The following is a 19,073-nucleotide window of genomic DNA, read 5'->3' on the forward strand; positions in this document are numbered from 1 at the left end:
GTCATGAGGTGGCGTCATGTCATACCGGATTCAGGTGCTCGAAACAGGAGCGTGCTTCAGCGCCGAGCGCGACGAATCGCTGCTCGCCGCCGCGCTACGCGCGGACGTGCCGCTTGCGCACGATTGTCAGTTCGGCGGTTGCGGCACGTGCCGCGTGAAAGTGCACGAGGGCACGCTCGACTACGAGGAGTTTCCGCTCGGACTCACCGAGGAGGAGGCGCAGGCGGGATTTGCGCTCGCGTGTCAGGCGCGGCCGCGCAGCGACATTGTGATCGGCGCGGGCCACACCGGTGCGCCGACATCGGAGCCGGCGCGTCATACGGTGCGCGTCGAGGCGGTACGCTTGCTGGCGCACGACGTCACGCACCTCACGCTCGCGCTTCCAGAGGATGCCGAAATGATTTACCGGCCCGGTCAGTACATGAACGTGATGCTCGAAGACGGTAGTCATCGCAGCTTCTCGATGGCATCCGCCGCGCGCGCGGGCGGCCTCGTCGACTTTCATGTGCGGAAGATCGCGGGCGGCCGGTTCACCGATCGTGTGGTGGCGCAGCTCAAACCGGGCGACCGCCTCGACGTGGAGCTGCCGCTCGGCGGATTCCGACTGCACGAAGAGGACTATCGTCCGTTGCTGATGGTCGCGACCGGCACCGGCCTGGCGCCGGTGAAAGCGATGCTCGAATCGCTGATGGACGATCCCGATTGCCCGCCCGTCACGCTGTACTGGGGCGCGAGAACGGCCGACGGCCTGTATCTGCATGACGAAATCGGCCGCTGGGCGGAGCGTCTCTACGAGTTCCGCTATGTGCCGGTGTTGTCGCGCGCGGACACAGCATGGAGCGGGCGGCGCGGCTATGTGCAGCATGCGGTGTGCGAGGACCATGCGGACCTGTCGGAGCACGCGGTCTATCTGTGCGGCTCGCCCGCGATGATCGCCGAGGCGAAGGCCGCTTTCATCGCGAAGGGCGCGAGCGTGGATCATCTGAACTCGGACAGCTTTACGTTCCAGCACGCCGCAGCGGCGCTCGTGTAGCGCGCGGCACGCGCGCCATCCAGTCATCAGATTCGCACAAGGAAGCATTCTCCATGATTCATCTGAACGACGCGCAGATCGATGCGCTCGTGGGTTTCGACGAAGCGATCCCGACGCTCGAGCAGGCGTTTCGCGCACTGTCGCGGGGACGCGCGGCGGTGCAGCGGCGCGTGCGCACCGAAGCGGGCGGCGTGAAGCTATCGACGCTCGGCGCCGTGTTGCCCGAAGCCGGCGTGACCGGCGCGAAGGTGTACACGACGATCAACGGCCGCTTCTCGTTCTCGATCGTGCTGTTTTCAACCGACGACGGCCGCCCGCTCGCCACGCTCGACGCGAACGCGCTCACGCGAATCCGCACGGCCGCGACCACGGTGCTCGCGGTGCGGGCGCTCGCGCGCGAAGATGCGCGCGCCGTCGCGATCTTCGGCACCGGCGTGCAGGGGCGCGCGCATGCGCAGGCGCTCGCCGCGCATACCGGTTTGCAGTCGTTCAGAATCGTCGGCCTCGATAACGTGGAGCAGGTCGTCGACGAACTCAACGCGCGTCACCGTGCGCGCGGCGTGAAGGCCACCGCAGGCGAAGCCGCCGAGGCGGTGCGTGATGCCGACGTGATCGTCACCGCGACGCGCGCGACCGGTGCGCTGTTCGATGGCGCGACGCTTGCGCCCGGTGCGATGGTCGCGGCCATCGGGTCGAGCCTGCCCTACACGCGCGAGCTCGACGACACGACGCTCGCGCGCGCGTCGCGCATCGTGGTTGAACTGCATGAACAGGCAAGGGAAGAGGCCGGCGACCTGGTGCAGGCCGCGCCCGGCACGTTCGACTGGCGCAACGTAGTCGAACTCGGCGACGTGCTGGAAGGGCGCGCCAGCGCACGCGTGCGGTCCGAGGACATCGTCGTCTACAAGGCGGTCGGCATCGGCTTGCAGGACGTTGCGCTCGCCGGGCTCGCGTGGCGCAAGCATGTCGCTCGCGAAGCGGCCGCACAGCGCGCCTGAACGCCGATGAGCAACGGCACGCCACCCGGCGCCATACCGCACGGCACATCGCCGCCCAACACGGCCCGCTCGTTCCGTCAGTCGCTCTTTGCGATGCTTGGCTTGTCGAGCGTCGTGATGATGGTCGCGATCGATCAGACCGTGGTCGGCACCGCGTTGCCTACCATCGTCGCCGAGCTGAAAGGCTTTAATCTCTATGCGTGGGTCGCGACTGCGTATCTGCTCGCCTCGGTCATCACGGTGCCGATCTTCGGGCGGCTCGGTGACTGGTTCGGACGCAAGCCGTTGATCGTGATCGCGATCGTCGTGTTCACGGCCGCGTCGGTGCTGTGCGGTGCCGCGCACAGCATGCAGGCGCTGGTGCTGTTTCGCGCGTTGCAAGGGATCGGTGGCGGCATGCTGGTGGGCACCTGCTTCGCGTCGATTCCCGATCTGTTTCCCGATCCCGTCGTGCGTCTGCGCTGGCAGGTGCTGTTTTCGAGCGCGTTCGGCGTCGCGAATGCGGTAGGGCCTTCGCTGGGCGGCTTTCTGAGCGAGCACTACGGCTGGCGCTCCGCGTTTCTCGTCAACCTTCCGGTCGGCGTGCTCAGTCTTTATCTGACTGCCCGACATCTACCGAACATTCGCCATCAACTGCGCGGCAAGCTGAGCCCGGACTGGCGCGGCGCATTGTTGATCGCAGCCGGACTCGGTGCGTTGCAACTGCTCGTCGAATCGCTCGCGCAGCAGACGCTGAAGGTTTCGACGATCGCGTTCGGCGTGGTGGCATTGAGCGCGGGCGCGCTGCTCGTGCGCGAGGAACTGCGCGCGGCCGATCCGATTCTGCCGCCGGCGTTGCTGCGCGAGCGGGCCATCATCGCGTTGCTCGCGTTGTCGATGCTGATGGGCTTGGCGATGTTCGCGCTGCTGTTCTATGTGCCGTTGCTGCTGCAAGGCGGCATGGGTCTCAACGCGGATCGCGCCGGCGTGATGGTGACGCCGCTCGTGCTATGCATCACCGTCGGCACGATCGCGAATACGCGCGTCGTCACGCGTCTGCGTAAGCCCAACGTGCTGCTGTACGTCGGCTTCGCGTTGCTGGGCGTGGCGTGTTGGGGCGTCGCGGCCGAACGCATGGAGACCGGTCATGCGTTGATGGCCGCATTGACTGCGGGCGGCGTCGGGATCGGTCTCGTGATGCCGAATCTGACCGTGTTTGCGCAGCAGGTGGGCGGGCAAGCGTCAGCTTGGCATTGCGACCGCTATGATCCAGTCGGCGCGGATGGTGGGCGGCATGATTGGAACGGCCGTGGTCGGCACAATCGTGCACGTGCTGTATCGCCAACGGGTGGCCGATGTTTTGCAAGGGCACGGTATCGATACGGACGCGCCGTGGGTTGCGCCCGCCGCGCACAGCCCGCAAGTACTGCTGACGTCTCGCGACGTCGCGACCTTCATTCGCGATGCCCACGCGGCAGGGTTCGACGGCGACGCGCTGATCGCCGCGGCGCGCGTCGCGCTCGTGCAGGCCATCGACCACGCGTTGCTCGCGGTGAGCGCGGCAATGGTGCTCGCATGCCTCGCCGTGTCGCTCGTGCCGCTGATTCGCGTGCAGCGATTGGGACGCGAGGTCGCGTCAGTCGCAGTAAGCGAATGAGCGCTGGTGCGGGTCAAAGTTGCTTGCAATAGAAGGTCGTGGCGCAAAACGCCCCGTCGGGCATCAGCGCGTAATTCGGCACGCTGCCGACGCGTTGCCATCCGGCGCGCTGATAAAGCCGTTCGGCATCGCCGCCGGTTACGGTGTCGAGCACGAGAACCGATTTCTTCTCTTCTCGCGCAATGCGATCGAGTTCGCTCATCAGGGCGTGCGCGACGCCGCGCCGGCGTGCTTTTCTGTGCACGAGCATCTTCGCGACGTCGGCGCGATGTGACTGATTTTCGGGTTGCGCGGTAATCAGCTGCACGGTGCCCACGATATCGCCGCTGTGATCTTCGGCGATCAGCAATACGCGCTCGCCACGCGCGACGCTTTCCACGTCGTTGCGCCAGAACGCGAGCGCCGTGTTACGCGAGATCGGCAGCATGAAGCTGACCGATGCTCCGCCTTCCACGCAGTCGATCAGCACGTCGGCGAGCGCTTCGACGCAGGCGGAAGCTTCGTTCGCGCCCACGCGCCGTATGGTCACGTTATCGCTCATCCGTTTCTCCGTTCGTTGACTGGCGATGTGGTCAGCGCGACGAGATAGCGCGCGCGTTTGCGAGTGGGGTTACGGAACACGATCGGGCTGTCGAGCCGCATTGCCAGGCAGTCACCGGTCTTGAGCCGCCAGCTGGTGTCGCCGACCGTGATTTCCATCGACCCGTCGAGCATCCACACCTGTTGATGAATGTCCGCGTCGCGCGCCCCGGTTTCGTAACTGACGCGCTGACCGGCGGGAAAGTTGACCTCGACCAACTGGATCGCCGAGCGCGCGGTCGGCGACAGATGACGTCGCACATACCCCGAGCTCGGATCGGTCCACACCGCCTGCTCGGTCGCGCGACTGACCGGCGATGGCTCGGCAGCCGGCGCGCCATCCTGCTCGAATAGCGACGCGAGCGGCACGTTCAACGCGGTCGCGAGTTTGTCGAGCACGGTCGCGGTAGGGCTGCTCTGAGCGCGCTCGATCAGCGAGATATTCGAGCGGCTGACTTTGCTGCGCTCGGCCAGTGCATCGAGCGACCAATTTTGAGCGTCGCGCAGTTCCTTGATCCGGCGCGCGATCTGGGCGTTGATGTCCATGTAATCCAGTTTAAGGGATGCGGTTTCCAGTAAACTAGACGGCGGCTTTTTTGTTGTCAATGCGCAAATGCCCACTCACCAATTTGAATAAAAATCCGCACAACATTGCCGACTCTTTATTCGCTTTGATTCGCTAACTTTCAATTAGCCTGTGTCGGAAAAGCCTTACGCCCCATTACGCATAAAATTACACGTATTGGTATAAATACCGATGCTGTAGTGAGACTACATTCCTACATTACTCACCACGAAGAGTCGCTACAGCCCATCCAGTTGCGCCGATTCTTCTTCCCACAGGCAAACGTTTGCAGTCATCGCTGCATGCCTGTTTTCGCGTCCGTTTTCCATCCCCCGACGCGCTCCGTTGCCCCAGAAAAGCACAATTTCGGAGAGACACCTATGCAGAAGAAACTATGGCCGGCCGTCGCGATAGCGGCGGCCGTGAGCGCCGCTGCGCACGCGGAAACTCCCACTCCTGGTCTCGACTTCGCGCCCATGTCGACGGTGCTGAACGCGTTCGCGTCGGCCGCGGCGCATCGGCGCGCGGAAACGCTCGTCAACCAGATGACGATCGACGAAAAGCTGCAGTTCATTCACTCGCAGTACGCGATGTCCGCCGTGCCGGGCGGCGGCGCGGGCTACATTCAGGGCGTGCCGCGTCTCGGCATTCCCGACCTGAACATGGTCGACTCGGCCACGGGTTCGGGCAGCACCAACCAGCCATCGACGACCTTCCCGGCGACGCTCGCGGTAGCGGCGAGCTGGGACCGCGCGCTGTCGTGGAACTTCGGCAAGCAGATCGCGATCCAGTTGCGTCAGCAGGGCTTCGGCATGGGGCTCGGCGGTGGCACCAACCTCGCGCGTGAGCCACGCGGTGGCCGGCTCTTCGAGTATCTCGGCGAAGATCCGGTGCTTGCCGGCGAGATGCTCGCCGAGCGCACCGACGGCACGCAAAGCCAGAAGGTCATCGCGACGATCAAGCACTACATGGGCAACGAGCAGGAACATAACCGCGGCGGCGGCAATAGCCAGATCGACGAGCGCACGATGCGCGAGCTCTATCTGCTGCCGTTCGAAATCGCCGCGCGCCGCGCGCAGCCCGGCAGCGTGATGTGCAGCTACAACGAGGTCAACGGCATCCAGGCCTGCGAGAACCCGCACATTCTCAACGACGTGCTGAAGAACGACTGGCACTTCGAAGGTCAGGTGCAGTCGGACTGGGGCGCGACGCATAGCACGGCACCGGCGATCAATGCGGGTCTCGACGAGGAGGAAGACGTCGGTTCGACCGTCTATCTGACGCCCACGCTGGTCAAACAGGCGATCGCGAACGGCTCGGTGTCGACCGCGCGCCTCGACGACATGGTCGAGCGCAAGCTGTATGTGATGATCCGCACGGGCGTGATGGACGATCCGCCGAAGGGTGGCGCGACCATCGACTTCTCGGCCGCGAGAGCCTTCACGCAGTCGGTCGAAGAGCAGTCGATGGTACTGCTGAAGAACGCCAGCAATCAGTTGCCGCTCGCCGCTGGTTCGCTGTCGCGTATCGCGGTGATCGGCGGCCATGCCGACGCGGCGGTGCTGACGGGCGGCGGTTCAGGCAACACGCGCGATCCGGTGACGGGCGCGTTCGCCGGTTGCGGCGGCTTGACGTTCGGCACGGAGACGGGCTGCAGCTGGTGGACCAACCCGTGGCTGAAGCTGAATACGCCGATCGTGTCGGCGATCAAGGCGCTCGCGCCGCAGGCCACCGTGACCTTCGCCGGCAACAGCGATCAGCAGTCGCCGTTTGCCGCCTACACGCAGCAGCAGATCACCCAGGCGGCCACGCTGGCGGCCAACTCCGACGTTGCGATCGTCGTGGTCGCGCAGCCGGCCGGTGAGGATATCGGCGATCTGCCGAGCCTGGGCCTCGCGAATCCGACCAACCAGGATGCACTCGTCGAAGCGGTTGCGGCGGCCAATCCGCACACGATCGTCGTCGTCGAAAGCGGCAACCCGGTGCTGATGCCGTGGAAGGACAGCGTGTCGGCGATCATCGAAGCATGGTATCCGGGCGAAGGCGGCGGCAATGCGATTGCGAATGTGCTGTTCGGCAAGGTCAATCCTTCCGGCAAGCTGCCCGTCACGTTCCCGGTGCGCGACCAGGATACGCCGACGTGGGGCACGAATGGCGCGTTTGCGGCGAACCCGGTGTACGCCGAGAAGCTCGATATGGGCTATCGCTGGTACGACTCGCAGAACATCACGCCGATGTTCGAGTTTGGCTATGGCCTGTCGTACACGCACTTCGCCTACTCGGGTCTGTCGGTTCAGCATCTGCCGGGCGGCCTGATCGACGTGTCGTTCGACGTGCGTAACGATGGTCGCGTCGCCGGTGCGGAAGTGCCGCAGGTGTACCTCGGCGTGCCGTATCAGGGTGAACCGCCGCGGCGTCTCGTCGGCTGGGACAAGGTGGGTCTGAACCCGGGCGAATCGCGTCGTGTGCACGTTGTCGTGACGCAGCGCATGCAGAGCGTGTGGGATACGACGAGCAACCGTTGGCTCTATGTGCCGGGCAGCTCGGTGTACGTCGGCGCATCGTCGCGCGACATCCGTCTGCAGGGGCACGGCTAAATAGTGTGACGGTGTAGTTAATGCGGGCGCGCCAGGTTGCGCGCCCGCCTGAATTGTTGATTACGCTTTCAGCGTGTTCTTGTAGAACTTTCCATCCTTCATCACGATGCGCAGGTTCTGCTCCGGGTTCGCGATCAGGTCGAGATTCTCGAGCGGATTGCCGTCGACGAGCAGCAGATCGGCGTACGCACCTTCCTCGAGTACACCGAGCTTGCGCGGGTACGGATTGCGGTGCCCGGACAGCGCGAGTAGCTGGCCATTGGTGCCCGTTGCGATGCCCAATGCTTCGGCTGCGCCATACCACGCCTTCATATGCGTGAGCATCGTGCCTTGCCGCGCGGCCACGGCCTGCGAAAAGATCAGGTCCGTGCCGAACGCGACCTTGATGCCATGCTTGCGCGCGAGTTTGAAAACCCTGTCCGTGCCCGCGATCACCTGAAGAAATTTTTCGCGGATCGGTGGGGCGAGCGGACCCGCGTCGTCTTCGTTGACGAACGGCTGCGTGCTCAACCACGTGCCGTTCTTCGCCATCAACGCCGCAGTCCTGTCATCCATCAGATGACCGTGCTCGATGCACTGCACGCCTGCCACAACGGAGCGCTGAACCGCTTCGGGCGTGTACGCATGCGAGAGGACATAGGTGCCCCAGTCGGCCGCTGTTTCGACGGCCGCGCGCAACTGCTTTTCGGTAAACGTGAGCATGTCGAGCGGGCTGCGCGGCGTCGATACCCCACCGGCTCCGACCAGCTTGATCTGCGTCGCGCCCTGAATGAACTGCTCGCGCACCCGCAAGCGGACTTCGTCTTCGCTGTCGGCGATCGCGAAGCCACCGTCCCGTTCCAGTTGGGTGACCTGGTTGCCGGCGCGCGGCAGATCGCTCAGCGCACGAAAATCGCCGTGACCGCCGGTGGTCGTGATCATCGCGCCGGACGGATAGATTCGCGGCCCGGAAATCATGCCGCTATCGATTGCCTGCTTCAGCGCGAATGACGGGCCGCCCGCGTCGCGTATCGTTGTGAAGCCGCGCAGTAGCGTACGTTCGGCTTCAGCGCTTGCCGCAAGATGGACGAAAGCAATGTCGGATTGAAGGATGACCTGAATCGGCACTGCCGCGAGCAGCGCGTGCCAGTGCATGTCGATCATGCCGGGCATCATCACCTTGCCACCGCAATCGACGAGCGTTTTGCCGTCGATCGAAGCCGGTTGACCCCGACCCAACTGGCTGATGCTGTCACCCTCGACAACCATATAGAGGCCGTCACGCAACGTCGACGATTTGCCGTCGAACAAGCGGAAGTTCGTGAACAGCACCGGCTTGTCCGGCGGTGCTGGCGGTTGGGTGGTTTGAGCATTGCCAAGACCGGGCAGAACCAGGCTCAGCATCGAAGCGGCGAGACCGGTGACGAAGCCGCGCCGCGACAGATCGGCACTGATACGGCGGTTGGCATACTGCGCTTGAGACTTGTCACAAAGACATGAAAACGACGAACTGACTGTTTTATCGCCGATGTACTTTCCTGAAGGCATAGCTCACCCGTAACGTAGATCACCGTGCATCGAAAGCCGCCATCTGACTACATTTCACACCTGGCGACGCGAAAGTCAAGCCCGCACAGATTATCGCCTACGAACGAGGATGGCAAATTCCGCGTCGCTTGATACAAGCATTGAAATTGCATCTATTACTCGATTACGCGGCTGCAGCATGTAATTAGAAAAATATGCTTGCGACGGGCGAAAAGAACGGGCTATGCTCACGCCACGTATTCTGTAAGTGAATCCCCCGAAATAAGGCGCGATTCCCTACCCCGCTTGGGGGGAGATGCGCCAAACAAACGTCCCAATAAAGCGGATGCATCGGCTATTACAAACGTATTTTCTATCATCGCGATTATCGAGCGAGGCGATCGGTCATTCTTTTAACGCCGCTGCAATTAGAAACTCAACTATTTCACAATTTCGCCGCCACTCCATGAATGCCGGGATCGGAAAAGTCGCATTCAGTCTTTTTTAATTTTTTCACGGAGAAACAGAAATGATCGATGTGTCAAAGCCGCGTATGCTCAAGGTGCTGGCGGGGGCTGGCTTGTCGCTGTTTGCCGTCACCGCGATGGCCGACGATACGCTCGGTTTGTCGGAAAGCCTGTTCTCCATCGGCGCGCCGGAAGTGACGCAGGCGCCTGGCGCGGGTGCGAGCCCGTGGCGCTTCGCGGTTGGCGCAGGGGTCGTGAACATGCCGAAATTTCCGGGCGCGAGTGGCACGAAATGGGAGGCGGTGCCGTCGGTGAGCGTGAATTACGACCGCTTCTTTATCGGCGCGAATCCAGACGCGGGCTCGGTGCTATCGCTGGGCGCATATCTGTATCGTGATAGTAACTGGCGCGTCGGCGCGGCGGTGACCTACGATTTCATCGAACCGCGCAGCGAGTCCGACGACTCGCGGCTGCACGGACTCGGCGACGTCAAACGCACCGCGCACGCGGAGCTGTTCGGTGTTTATACGTGGGAGTTCGTCACGGCGCGCGCGAGCGTTTTGACCGATATTGCCGGCAACGATCGCGGCACCGTCGCGACTTTCGATCTGTTGGGACGCTATCAACCCATTGCGCAACTGACGCTCAGCGCAGGCCCGGGCCTGACGTGGGGAAGCGACAAGTACAACGAAACCTATTTTGGCGTGAATTCCGAGCAGAGCGCGCGCTCGGGATTGCCGACCTACTCGGCCAGCTCCGGTTTGAACCAGTTGCGCTTCTCAGTCAACGGGGTTTACCGGATCGCAACGCGTTGGAACGTTGGCGCGAGCGTGTCGTTCGCGTGGCTGCGCGGCGACGCGACCGACAGCCCCATCACCGAAAAGACGAGTCAGATTACGTACGGCCTTTTCGCCAATTACCTCTTTTAGTCGTCCGCCAAAAACGAAGGCCCGCTGCACCCGATCGCGTGGGTGCAGCGGGCTTTCCCGTTCTGCGAGTCAGCAAGCGCTTCGTCAATTCTTCTGCGCGAGCAGCGCCTGAATCCTGGCTTCGGTCTGCGCATAGTCGCCTTCTCCAAAGTGCGTATAGACGATATGACCTTGCTTGTCGATCAGATAGAACGCGGGCCAGTACTGGTTGTTATAGGCATTCCAGGTGGCGTACTGGTTGTCCTGCGCAACCGGATAGCTGATACCGAGCCGTTTCAGCGCGGTCTTCACATTGCCGGTGTCGCGTTCGAACGGATATTCCGGCGTATGCACGCCGATCACCGTGAGCCCCTGATCCTTGTACTTCTGGTTCCAGCTTTTTACGTAAGGCAGCGTGTTGGCGCAATTGATGCAGCTATAGGTCCAGAAGTCGACGAGTACCACTTTGCCGCGCAATTGCTGCAATTTGAGCGGCTCGCTATTGAGCCATTGCGTGATGCCTGTGAGCTCGGGTGCGGGCGAGCCGCTTTCCTGCGGCGCGGCGACGGCGACCGTACTCGTCGCGATCAACGCGCAGGCGGCAAACGCGGTGGACAGTGCGAAGGTTTTCAAGCGGGTAGTCATGTCAAAGTCCTTTGAGTGAGGGGAAAAGACCGGCGAGCCGCGCGTACAGCAGCACGTCGTACTGCAAATAGATGGCGAGGGCGGTCAGCATCACCAGTACGCCGAATACCTGTTGCAGGCGCTCCGCGTGACGTGAGACCACACGGACATGACGCGTCACGTAATGGCCGCCGTAGATGATCGCGAGCATCGGAATCGCCGCGCCGATCGCATACAGCGTGAGCAGCAGAGCCGACCAACCGAGATCCTGAGCCTTCACGACGAGCACCAGAATCGACGCGAGCACGGGGCCGGCGCAGGGCGTCCATACCGCGCCGAGCGACATGCCGAGCACGAAGCCGCCCGCGTTGCCGCTGCCGGGTTGCGTAGCTGGCGCAATGGCCGCGCCGATGCGCTCGAGCGGCCCTTGCAGTTGCGCGACGAGCCAGTCGTAAGGTCGCGGCCAGATACGCAGAAGCCCGGACAGTGCGAGCAACGCGATGCCGGTATTGCGCAGTACCTGTTGCGCGACGTGCACGGTGCTCGACACCGCGCCCAATAGCAGCGCGAAAGACGCGAAAGTCAGAATGAAGCCGGCGACGATGAACAGTGGCCGCGTGCGGCTCGGTCGTTCGACGGAAGTGCCGAGCAGGATCGGCATCACCGGCAGCACGCAGGGAGAGGCAATCGTCAGCAGCCCGGCGAGCAGGGCGAGCGGAGTTTCGAGAGTACTGTGCATGATGGGCGTTCCGTTGGCTGGGATGGCCGTATTGGAACGCCCGCACGTATCTGGTTTATGTCGGGGTCAGGCGCGCTTGCAATGTAGTGTGTCTGCGTATGGCGCGGATACATTGCGACACAAATCGGTTGAGCAACCGATGCGCGCGGGGGGCAAGGCGGCGGTAGCCGAACGCTGGATCAGCGCGCCCTGCGCTTACGCACCGCGGTTCCGGTCGCGGCTGCGACGCTATTTGCGCTGGACGTGGAGAACATCGGCATACGCTCCTCGATCCAGCGCAGCAATTCGAGAGGTCCCGGTGCGAGCGGCCGGCCGGTCTTGACGAGCACACGCGCCTGCGCGCCGGAAAACAGCGGATGCGCGATCGGTATCGTCGTCAATTCGCCACTCGCGATTTCGCGGTAGGCAGCGAATTCGCCGATCAGCGTCATGAAGTTGTCGACCGTGACGAAGCGCTTCAATGCGCTCAGTGAGTTGGTGGTCAGCGTCGCGGGAATCAACACGTTTTCGGCGAGTTCCGTCATCTTGACGACATGACCGATCCCAAAGGTGGGTGGCATCAACGCGAGCGGCCACGCGCGCAGGTCGTCGAGCGTCGCGGGTCGCTTGCGCTTCGCGAGCGGATGGTCGCTTCTTAGCAACAACACGACCGGCTGCGGCGAACTCGCGCGATGCTCGAGGCGCGCATGAGGCGGCGGATTGTACGCAAGCCCGATATGCGCACGACTTTCGGCGACTTCTTCCTGGATCGCGTCGACCGCGAGCATATCGAGGCCGATTTCGAGTTCTGGATATTGGACGCAGAATGGCGCGAGCACATCGTCGACCAGCGTATCGACGAAGCCTTCGCTGACCGCGAGCCGGATCTGCCCTCGCTGCAGGCCTTTCAACGCATGCAATTGATCTTCGAGCTTCTCCTGCTGCGAACGGTAGCCGCGCCAGAATTCGAGCAGATGCGTGGCCGCTTCGGTCGGCCTGACTCCGCGCGGCTGCCGCTCGAACAGCACCGCGCCGAGTTCGTCCTCGAGCAGCTTGATCTGCCGCGTGATCACGGAGGGTGACGTATTGATGCTTTCGGCGGCGCCGCGGATGGTGCCGTGCGTGAGCACCTCGTTGAAGTAGCGAAGGCGTTGCTGGTTGATCTCGCGCATGTGATTTGTCGATTGCGGTTAATGTGTTGCCCACAAGGCAACGATTTGTGAACTTAGTTGCTCTTGCTGATGAAGGCTTGCGCTGTCACTATCCATCTCAAGCGTCGCGACCGCGGTAAGCCAGTGGTTCAGTCGTCAAGGCATCTCCGGTTTCAGATTCGCTCTACCCGTCTCGTTCGATTCGTTTCAGATTGCCATTGAAGTCCGCTTTGCCTGCACGGCGCTCGCATGCGGCTGTGCGATATCACCCGCGAGCGGACCCGATCAATTCCATATCAAAGCCTTTGCTTGAAGGAGAACAGCCATGTCGGATCAGATCAATAGTCGCCGCCGCCGCTTTCTCGGAACGGCGGTTGCCGGTATCAGCCTGCTCGAATTGGGACTGAGCGGGCTCGCGCATGCGCACTCGGCCGACGCGGCCGGCAATGCGAAAGCGGGCGCGCGCGTGGCGTCGTTCGAGAACATTCGCTCGATCAATGCGGGCACGCTGAACGTCAGCTACGCGGAAGCGGGGCCGCAGAACGGACCGGTGGTCATTCTGCTGCATGGCTGGCCTTACGACATCTACAGCTTTGCCGAAGTGACGCCGTTGCTGACGGCGGCCGGTTATCGCGTGATCGTGCCTTACCTGCGCGGCTACGGCGGCACGCGTTTTCTGTCGGCGGATACGCCGCGCAACGGTCAACAGGCGGTGGTCGCGGTCGACATCATCAACCTGATGGACGCGCTGAAAATCGACAAGGCCGTGCTCGGCGGCTTCGACTGGGGCGCGCGCACGGTGAACATCGTCGCCGCGCTGTGGCCGCAACGCGTGAAGGCGATGGTGTCGGTGAGCGGCTATCTGATCGGCAGCCAGGACGCGAACCGCGCGCCGTTGCCGCCGAAGGCCGAGCTGGCGTGGTGGTATCAGTTCTATTTCGCCACGGAGCGCGGCCGCGCGGGCTATGAAGCGAACCGTCATGACTTCAACAAGCTGATCTGGCATACCGCCTCGCCGAAATGGAATTTCGACGACGCCACGTTCGAGCGCTCCGCCGAATCGTTCAATAACCCGGACCATGTTGCCGTGGTGATTCACAACTATCGCTGGCGTCTGGGACTCGCGCAGGGCGAGCCGCAATACGACGAACTCGAAAAGCGCCTCGCCTCCGGACCGACGATCGCGGTGCCGACCATCACACTCGAAGGCGATGCGAACGGCGCCGCGCATCCCGAGCCCGCAGCATACGCGAAGAAGTTTACCGGCAAGTATCAGCACCGCAATATCAGCGGCGGCATCGGCCATAACCTGCCGCAGGAAGCGCCGAAAGCCTTTGCGGATGCGATTCTCGACGTCACCCGCCTTTGATGGAGCCGGCGCGCGCCGGCTTCTTCTGAACGGAACCCCAGCAGTCGAACGTACGGCTGCTGGGGTTTTTTCATGAGCGGGCCATTTGCAACCCACCTGCAACCCGCACGACGCATGCGACGCCGGCCCTGCTCGGCAGGTTCGGAAGTGGGTTTTTGTATCGCAATGTATCAACGGCATACGCAGACAAACACGCTTGCAGAAATGGGGGATGACGAAAACATTGCAGATACGTTGGAGCGTTCTAATGTCTTCACGCAAGGTTGATTCACGACGTTGCGTGTGAATCAGGCGGGACGTCACAGTGTATCTGCGTCGATGGCTTCGCGTCCCGCTCAATCCTTATCCCTGATGGTTCGATACCCGGAGAAGACTCATGAAACTCGTTCAATCGCTGATCGTCGCCGCACTCGTCGCCGTTCCCGTCGTTTCGTTCGCGCAATCGCAGCCGCAACAGGCACTCACACGTGCCGAAGTCCGCGCGGAACTGGTCCAGTTGGAAAAGGCCGGCTACAACCCGGCCAGCGACAACACGCAATACCCGCAGAACATCGAAGCGGCCGAGGCGCGCATCAGCGCGGGCCATGACGCGGCCGCCTACGGTGGCGTCGCGAACGGCAGTTCCGCTTCGGGCTCGCACGTGCCGATGAAGCGCGCGGCGGCGGATCGCGTGTACGACGGCTCCCACATCGTCGGCCTCGGTTCCATCTACGCGCATTCGTGATCGATGCAAATGAGCAGGCCGTCCGCGTGCATCGGCTCACGTCGACGCGCGGACTCCTTGTTTAACTCAACCTGTCGAGACAATAACGATGACCACGCTGCTGAAAAAAATTCTGGGTTCCGTTCTGTTGCTGGGCGGACTGTTCGCGTTGCAGGCCACGGAGTCCGCGCAGGCGGCGCCGTCCGATGACCTGAAGGGCAAGAACGTCGTTCTCGTACACGGCGCTTTCGCTGACGGGTCCAGCTGGGACAAAGTGATCCCATTGCTCGAAGCGCGCGGCCTGCACGTGGTGGCCGTGCAGAATCCGCTGAGCTCGCTCGCCGACGACGTGGCGGCAACCCGGCGCGTGATCGCGCAGCAGAACGGGCCTGTGATTCTGGTCGGCCATTCATGGGGCGGCGTGGTGGTCAGCGAGGCCGGCAACGACGACAAGGTGAAGAGCCTCGTGTACGTCGCGGCATTTGCGCCGGACAACAGTCAGTCCATTGCCGACATCACGAAGGACCACCCCGCGCCAGTCTGGGCGAGCGAATTGCGCAAGGACTCGGCGGGTTATCTGACGCTATCGACCAAGGCGGTGCTGGACGACTTCGCGCAGGATCTGCCGCTGCCGCAAAAGCGTCTGATCGCGGCGACCCAGCAGCCTTGGGCCGCTGGCTGTATCGACGACAAGGTGACGAACGCCGCGTGGCATGGCAAGCCGTCGTACTTCGTGGTGTCGGGCCGCGACCGCATGATCGATCCGTCCTTGCAACTGGAGATGGCGAAACACATCGACGCGAAGATCACGCGCGTCGCCACGAGCCACGTCGCGATGCTGAGCCAGCCGCAGGCCGTGGCCGACGCGATCATCGCCGCCTCGCGGGCCGCGCATTGAAGCGCCCGCAGTCTCGTCAATCAGATTGCGATAGACGGAATGCTCTTCATGCAGCACAGCGCGAACATCGAGCGGCTATGGCGAATGCCTGCGATCTTGTTTTTGCTGATCGAGCAATGCGACATAGCCGCGGATATACCCTCCGTTTTCGAGGCTTCAGACAATGGAGATACGGCACGTTTGCGGCTTCACCGGTTCTGTCCCATCAGTACCTCGTCGAATGAAGCGCATTGGTCGGCCAATCATCAGTACCTTTTGCTGGGCAGTACTTTTGCGCTGATATTCGCGTTGGGCCTGGCATCGACGGCACTCTTCCCGCACCGTCTGCGTACGGGTTCTACAGCGGCCGACGCGGCTGCGCATCGTGAACCGTCTGAGGGGGGAGCTTGCTGGTAGGGATGGGCACGCTGATGGCGGCGGTACGCTGACCATGAAACGATCCGCATACCGCCGCCGCGGGAACAACGTCATCCTTATCGTCTGTACCGCGCGATATCAATGGAAAATGAGGTACAGGATGATCAGTACGATCACTGGAACGCCGAGCAGCCAGCCAAGTAGGTAAGGCATGATGTCATCTCCTTTCGTATTGGAGTTCGAATACGCAGGAGTTTCAGCAGGCAGCGTGCCTGGCTCGAAGATGTCGATCTATTCGAGCAATCGATCGACGGCAACGCCGATGGTCCGCGTATCGGGCTTTAGCCATATCGATGCCATAGCCGATTCCGAACTTGCGCCGGTAACCAGCGCGACCTGATTGGCCAGTAACTTTTCCATCGAGTGCTTCGGCAACCACGAAAAAGCGAAGCCGCCACCTACCGGCACGCGACATCGCGCGGATAGACGGCGGCCCGCCTCATGTTCCAGTCCACTACGCGTGGTCTATATCACACCGGCAACCAGCAGAACGATCACCACGATCAGTACGATGCCGAGTCCACCCGTCGGACCATAGCCCCACGATCGGCTGTGTGGCCACGCTGGAAATGCGCCGATCAGCAGCAGAATCAGCACGATTAGAAGAATGGTTCCTAGCATGTTATGACCTCCGCCTGGTTGAGAGACCTGCTTTATCTACGTTGGCCACAAGGCCGCAGGGTAATCCCCAAGGAGCAAAGCTTGTGCCCAAGGTCGATCCTTTAATCAGATCACCGGGACGGCGCGCGGCGCGTGCGGAGATTCTCGAGCCAATTGAAACGGCACCCGTCGCGCTCAAAACCTGAGCCGGGTGCCGTTTTTCCAATTGCGGACACGTCGCGCGTCCTATAGACAGGTTCCGCTGATGCGGCCTTCGAAGATCGCGGTGTTGATGTCCCAATCGTCGACGGTACCCGTGCCGCCACCGTCCACCTTGACGACTACCGAGCGGCCGCCGCGCAGCGTCTTCATCTGTTCGGCGGTCAGCGTTGTCTCGTCGGATGGCTCGCCCGCGCCGGGCGGCAGGTCCTTGATGATCACAGTGGCTTTCATGGCATTTCTCCTTGACGTGGAAAGGCGAGCACAGTGCGGCGCCCGCATCGATTTCTGCAAGGCCTATGCCAATGTGAGGGAACGTGCGCCGCAACATGGAGCGGGGGCCGCGATGCGAAGCCTGGCAAGGATCCGCGCGATAGCCGCGTTGAATCGCACTGAACACGATCGCGATTGCGCGTCGAAGTGTTTGCGCGCGTCCCACGAGTCACGTGCGAATGGTTGGGGCGCAGTGCAGCGTCGCGCGTGGCGAACTCAGGCGTCCAACACTCGATCGCAAGCGCAAACAGAAACGGCACGCGCCATATGCGCGTGCCGTGATGGTGAAACGCCCCGGCGAGGAATGCTAGCGGCGCTGGCGTCTACGCGGCGAGGCTGCTTCCGCGATACGCAGATGCGCGGCCGGAAAGCCCGGCGGGTATTCGACGACTCGCATCGCGGCCGGCACCAGCGGCGCGGCGAGACTCGAGCGCGCGCCGACACGGGCGCCGCCGACGATCGCGGCCATCGCCTCGCGGTCCAGTTCGACGCTTTCGGTCAGATCCTTGATGCTCAGCTTGGCCATGATGGCTCCAGAAAAACGCTCCGGCGGCCAGACCCGTTCGGGTGCCGGCCGCCGTGCTCGGAATGTGTTCGGCGTGTCATTCGTTGTATTGAGGTCTCAACGCACGATCAGTATAGGAAATCCATTCGCGACGCGCATGGCCGTGGTGTTGCCGCGGCAGTGAAGGAACCCCCAGTCCCCCGCTGCTGCCCCGGCTTACACGGCGGAGTAATTGGCGCCCGACAGGACAGGGTCGACTCTCAGCTTCAGCGGCAGCACGACGCCTGGGCCGATCGAACCGATGTCATTGAGCGCTGCGACGTTGACGATTTGCTGCTGATCCAGATTCTGAATGACGTTGACGTTGACGTTGACGTTGGCGAGGCCGGCAAGGCTGCCGAGACCACCAAGGCCCGAGGGCATGGGCACGTTGCTGCCGGTGCCGCCGGCGATCCCGGACATGGCCCGGCGGTCGAGTTCGCGCGTGCCGGACAGATCGCGAATCATGAGGGATGACATGGCGTTTCTCCAAAGACGTACGGAAAGCGGACATGAATGGCTCGCGGCGAAGCGGCCCGCGGCTGCGGGCGCCTCGCCGCACCACGCACTATTAGTGGTTGCTGTTGCTCGAATCGATATACGGCGAGAAGTCCGACGTGATGCCGGTGGCGAGCGCAACATCGTTGCCGTTGGCGTTCTGGAAGTTCAGTTCGTTACTGATCAGTTGCGTGGTGGTGGTGTTCTTGACGCTGGTCGGCGCATAGACCGGGGCGAAGCTGTAGTACTTGCTCGGGCCGAAGCCGCCGCGTACGGCTTGCATGGCTTTGCTGTCGAGTTGTTCGGTGACGGACAGGTCTTTGATCATCAGCGTTTTCATGGTGAGTCTCCTGAAAGAAGTTTTTGCAGTGTTGCCAGTGGTTTCGAGCAATTCGTTTGCTCGGACATCACTAACGCACAGGCTGTGCCAGTATTAATCAAGGATCCTGAGGAAATCGGCGAAGCCCTGTCGTATAAGGGTTTTGCGCGTGGAGGGACCACCGTGCCGGTCAGCTCGAAGCACGCTGACGCGCTCGGAGCGGTGGCCGCCGTCCGACATCGCGGCGGACCCTGTTGGATGGCGCACGACATTGCGCGAGCCAGCACGCGGCGCGGCGCGCGGCTCATGCCTGGTTTGCCTGGTTTGCGAAAGCGCGGACCGGGAGCTAGTATCGAAACGGCACATGTAACTGGATACGACAGGTTTTCTATCGACCCGCGTGGCGTCGGTCGCATGCGACACGGTCCAGCGGCAACGGCGGTGCTTCGCA

General features: G+C 62.5%; 18 protein-coding genes and 2 pseudogenes. 8 read left to right on the plus strand and 12 right to left on the minus strand.

Features of this window, described 5'->3' with window-relative positions; translation table 11 throughout:
* Nucleotides 1-16: 16 nt before the first annotated feature.
* The 3 genes and pseudogenes from OKW26_RS05660 to OKW26_RS05670 all read left to right on the plus strand — a co-directional run bounded on the left by OKW26_RS05660 (nucleotide 17) and on the right by OKW26_RS05670 (nucleotide 3,667).
* Entirely contained in the window at nucleotides 17-1,033 is a 1,017-nt protein-coding gene (locus OKW26_RS05660) for a 2Fe-2S iron-sulfur cluster-binding protein (protein ID WP_429352947.1), read from the plus strand.
* Nucleotides 1,034-1,086: 53 nt separating this feature from the next.
* Nucleotides 1,087-2,031, plus strand: coding sequence for an ornithine cyclodeaminase family protein (locus tag OKW26_RS05665; protein WP_187627147.1), 945 nt, complete (start codon nucleotides 1,087-1,089; stop codon nucleotides 2,029-2,031).
* A 6-nt stretch (nucleotides 2,032-2,037) separates the two neighbouring features.
* A pseudogene (locus OKW26_RS05670) lies at nucleotides 2,038-3,667 on the plus strand (MFS transporter).
* 13 nt (nucleotides 3,668-3,680) lie between these two features.
* On the opposite strand, the gene OKW26_RS05675 reads toward OKW26_RS05670, so the two are convergent.
* Both OKW26_RS05675 and OKW26_RS05680 read right to left on the minus strand, forming a co-directional pair.
* A complete protein-coding gene (locus OKW26_RS05675; RefSeq protein ID WP_429352948.1) occupies nucleotides 3,681-4,208 on the minus strand; it encodes an N-acetyltransferase family protein in 528 nt (175 codons plus the stop codon).
* Nucleotides 4,205-4,792 carry a helix-turn-helix domain-containing protein gene (locus OKW26_RS05680; protein WP_090807603.1) on the minus strand — a complete coding sequence of 196 codons (588 nt, stop codon included), beginning with the start codon at nucleotides 4,790-4,792 and terminating at the stop codon, nucleotides 4,205-4,207. Before OKW26_RS05680 ends, OKW26_RS05675 begins: the two co-directional genes overlap by 4 nt.
* Nucleotides 4,793-5,191: 399 nt before the next feature.
* Between OKW26_RS05680 and OKW26_RS05685 the strand changes: the two genes are divergently transcribed.
* The gene (locus OKW26_RS05685; protein ID WP_429352949.1) at nucleotides 5,192-7,408 is read left to right on the plus strand and encodes a beta-glucosidase; all 2,217 of its coding nucleotides are present in this window, start codon (nucleotides 5,192-5,194) and stop codon (nucleotides 7,406-7,408) included.
* Nucleotides 7,409-7,468: 60 nt separating this feature from the next.
* Here the strand turns inward: OKW26_RS05685 and OKW26_RS05690 are convergent, their stop codons facing one another.
* Complete coding sequence (locus OKW26_RS05690) at nucleotides 7,469-8,791, minus strand: amidohydrolase family protein (protein ID WP_429354180.1); 1,323 nt, start codon at nucleotides 8,789-8,791, stop codon at nucleotides 7,469-7,471.
* Between the two features lie 652 nt (nucleotides 8,792-9,443).
* Between OKW26_RS05690 and OKW26_RS05695 the strand changes: the two genes are divergently transcribed.
* Nucleotides 9,444-10,310 (plus strand): MipA/OmpV family protein, encoded by an 867-nt coding sequence (locus OKW26_RS05695; protein ID WP_429352950.1) that lies wholly within the window; start codon nucleotides 9,444-9,446, stop codon nucleotides 10,308-10,310.
* Nucleotides 10,311-10,394: 84 nt separating this feature from the next.
* On the opposite strand, the gene OKW26_RS05700 is transcribed toward OKW26_RS05695, so the two are convergent.
* From OKW26_RS05700 to OKW26_RS05710, 3 genes are all read right to left on the minus strand, one after another.
* Nucleotides 10,395-10,934, minus strand: a complete 540-nt coding sequence (locus tag OKW26_RS05700) for a thioredoxin family protein (protein ID WP_429352951.1) — start codon at nucleotides 10,932-10,934, stop codon at nucleotides 10,395-10,397.
* Between the two features lies 1 nt (nucleotide 10,935).
* On the minus strand, nucleotides 10,936-11,652 hold the full coding sequence (locus tag OKW26_RS05705) for a cytochrome c biogenesis CcdA family protein (protein ID WP_090807599.1): 717 nt from the start codon (nucleotides 11,650-11,652) through the stop codon (nucleotides 10,936-10,938).
* A 179-nt stretch (nucleotides 11,653-11,831) separates the two neighbouring features.
* Nucleotides 11,832-12,803: a LysR family transcriptional regulator gene (locus OKW26_RS05710; protein WP_429352952.1), complete on the minus strand. Its 972-nt coding sequence runs from the start codon at nucleotides 12,801-12,803 to the stop codon at nucleotides 11,832-11,834.
* Nucleotides 12,804-13,107: 304 nt separating this feature from the next.
* On the opposite strand from OKW26_RS05710, the gene OKW26_RS05715 reads away from it, so the two are divergent.
* The 3 genes from OKW26_RS05715 (at nucleotide 13,108) to OKW26_RS05725 (ending at nucleotide 15,752) form a co-directional block, all read left to right on the plus strand.
* Nucleotides 13,108-14,151: an alpha/beta fold hydrolase gene (locus OKW26_RS05715; protein ID WP_429352953.1), complete on the plus strand. Its 1,044-nt coding sequence runs from the start codon at nucleotides 13,108-13,110 to the stop codon at nucleotides 14,149-14,151.
* Nucleotides 14,152-14,527: 376 nt separating this feature from the next.
* Complete coding sequence (locus tag OKW26_RS05720; RefSeq protein WP_184061594.1) at nucleotides 14,528-14,875, plus strand: DUF4148 domain-containing protein; 348 nt, start codon at nucleotides 14,528-14,530, stop codon at nucleotides 14,873-14,875.
* 88 nt (nucleotides 14,876-14,963) lie between these two features.
* Nucleotides 14,964-15,752, plus strand: a complete 789-nt coding sequence (locus tag OKW26_RS05725) for an alpha/beta fold hydrolase (RefSeq protein WP_429352954.1) — start codon at nucleotides 14,964-14,966, stop codon at nucleotides 15,750-15,752.
* A gap of 20 nt (nucleotides 15,753-15,772) precedes the next feature.
* Here OKW26_RS05725 and OKW26_RS05730 read toward each other — a convergent pair.
* From OKW26_RS05730 to OKW26_RS05755, 6 genes and pseudogenes are all read right to left on the minus strand, one after another.
* Nucleotides 15,773-15,850, minus strand: a pseudogene (locus OKW26_RS05730) (AsnC family transcriptional regulator); the annotation flags it as partial.
* Nucleotides 15,851-16,634: 784 nt separating this feature from the next.
* Nucleotides 16,635-16,790, minus strand: coding sequence for a DUF3309 family protein (locus OKW26_RS05735; protein ID WP_018423731.1), 156 nt, complete (start codon nucleotides 16,788-16,790; stop codon nucleotides 16,635-16,637).
* Between the two features lie 225 nt (nucleotides 16,791-17,015).
* Complete coding sequence (locus tag OKW26_RS05740; protein ID WP_429352955.1) at nucleotides 17,016-17,222, minus strand: hypothetical protein; 207 nt, start codon at nucleotides 17,220-17,222, stop codon at nucleotides 17,016-17,018.
* A 346-nt stretch (nucleotides 17,223-17,568) separates the two neighbouring features.
* Nucleotides 17,569-17,787, minus strand: coding sequence for a hypothetical protein (locus OKW26_RS05745; RefSeq protein ID WP_184005151.1), 219 nt, complete (start codon nucleotides 17,785-17,787; stop codon nucleotides 17,569-17,571).
* 195 nt (nucleotides 17,788-17,982) lie between these two features.
* Complete coding sequence (locus OKW26_RS05750) at nucleotides 17,983-18,285, minus strand: hypothetical protein (protein WP_429352956.1); 303 nt, start codon at nucleotides 18,283-18,285, stop codon at nucleotides 17,983-17,985.
* 91 nt (nucleotides 18,286-18,376) lie between these two features.
* On the minus strand, nucleotides 18,377-18,643 hold the full coding sequence (locus tag OKW26_RS05755) for a hypothetical protein (protein ID WP_429352957.1): 267 nt from the start codon (nucleotides 18,641-18,643) through the stop codon (nucleotides 18,377-18,379).
* Between the last annotated feature and the right edge of the window lie 430 nt (nucleotides 18,644-19,073).

This window comes from Paraburkholderia sp. 32 (genome assembly GCF_050435345.1).
GTDB classification, from domain to species: Bacteria; Pseudomonadota; Gammaproteobacteria; order Burkholderiales; family Burkholderiaceae; genus Paraburkholderia; species Paraburkholderia tuberum.

What these genes read in the sequence shown, in the direction of transcription:
- OKW26_RS05660 (WP_429352947.1), top strand. Translation starts at nt 17, where the DNA reads ATGTCATACCGGATTCAGGTGCTCGAAACAGGAGCGTGCTTCAGCGCC.
- OKW26_RS05665 (WP_187627147.1), top strand. Translation starts at nt 1,087, where the DNA reads ATGATTCATCTGAACGACGCGCAGATCGATGCGCTCGTGGGTTTCGAC.
- OKW26_RS05675 (WP_429352948.1), bottom strand. Translation starts at nt 4,208, where the DNA reads ATGAGCGATAACGTGACCATACGGCGCGTGGGCGCGAACGAAGCTTCC.
- OKW26_RS05680 (WP_090807603.1), bottom strand. Translation starts at nt 4,792, where the DNA reads ATGGACATCAACGCCCAGATCGCGCGCCGGATCAAGGAACTGCGCGAC.
- OKW26_RS05685 (WP_429352949.1), top strand. Translation starts at nt 5,192, where the DNA reads ATGCAGAAGAAACTATGGCCGGCCGTCGCGATAGCGGCGGCCGTGAGC.
- OKW26_RS05690 (WP_429354180.1), bottom strand. Translation starts at nt 8,791, where the DNA reads ATGCTGAGCCTGGTTCTGCCCGGTCTTGGCAATGCTCAAACCACCCAA.
- OKW26_RS05695 (WP_429352950.1), top strand. Translation starts at nt 9,444, where the DNA reads ATGATCGATGTGTCAAAGCCGCGTATGCTCAAGGTGCTGGCGGGGGCT.
- OKW26_RS05700 (WP_429352951.1), bottom strand. Translation starts at nt 10,934, where the DNA reads ATGACTACCCGCTTGAAAACCTTCGCACTGTCCACCGCGTTTGCCGCC.
- OKW26_RS05705 (WP_090807599.1), bottom strand. Translation starts at nt 11,652, where the DNA reads ATGCACAGTACTCTCGAAACTCCGCTCGCCCTGCTCGCCGGGCTGCTG.
- OKW26_RS05710 (WP_429352952.1), bottom strand. Translation starts at nt 12,803, where the DNA reads ATGCGCGAGATCAACCAGCAACGCCTTCGCTACTTCAACGAGGTGCTC.
- OKW26_RS05715 (WP_429352953.1), top strand. Translation starts at nt 13,108, where the DNA reads ATGTCGGATCAGATCAATAGTCGCCGCCGCCGCTTTCTCGGAACGGCG.
- OKW26_RS05720 (WP_184061594.1), top strand. Translation starts at nt 14,528, where the DNA reads ATGAAACTCGTTCAATCGCTGATCGTCGCCGCACTCGTCGCCGTTCCC.
- OKW26_RS05725 (WP_429352954.1), top strand. Translation starts at nt 14,964, where the DNA reads ATGACCACGCTGCTGAAAAAAATTCTGGGTTCCGTTCTGTTGCTGGGC.
- OKW26_RS05735 (WP_018423731.1), bottom strand. Translation starts at nt 16,790, where the DNA reads ATGCTAGGAACCATTCTTCTAATCGTGCTGATTCTGCTGCTGATCGGC.
- OKW26_RS05740 (WP_429352955.1), bottom strand. Translation starts at nt 17,222, where the DNA reads ATGAAAGCCACTGTGATCATCAAGGACCTGCCGCCCGGCGCGGGCGAG.
- OKW26_RS05745 (WP_184005151.1), bottom strand. Translation starts at nt 17,787, where the DNA reads ATGGCCAAGCTGAGCATCAAGGATCTGACCGAAAGCGTCGAACTGGAC.
- OKW26_RS05750 (WP_429352956.1), bottom strand. Translation starts at nt 18,285, where the DNA reads ATGTCATCCCTCATGATTCGCGATCTGTCCGGCACGCGCGAACTCGAC.
- OKW26_RS05755 (WP_429352957.1), bottom strand. Translation starts at nt 18,643, where the DNA reads ATGAAAACGCTGATGATCAAAGACCTGTCCGTCACCGAACAACTCGAC.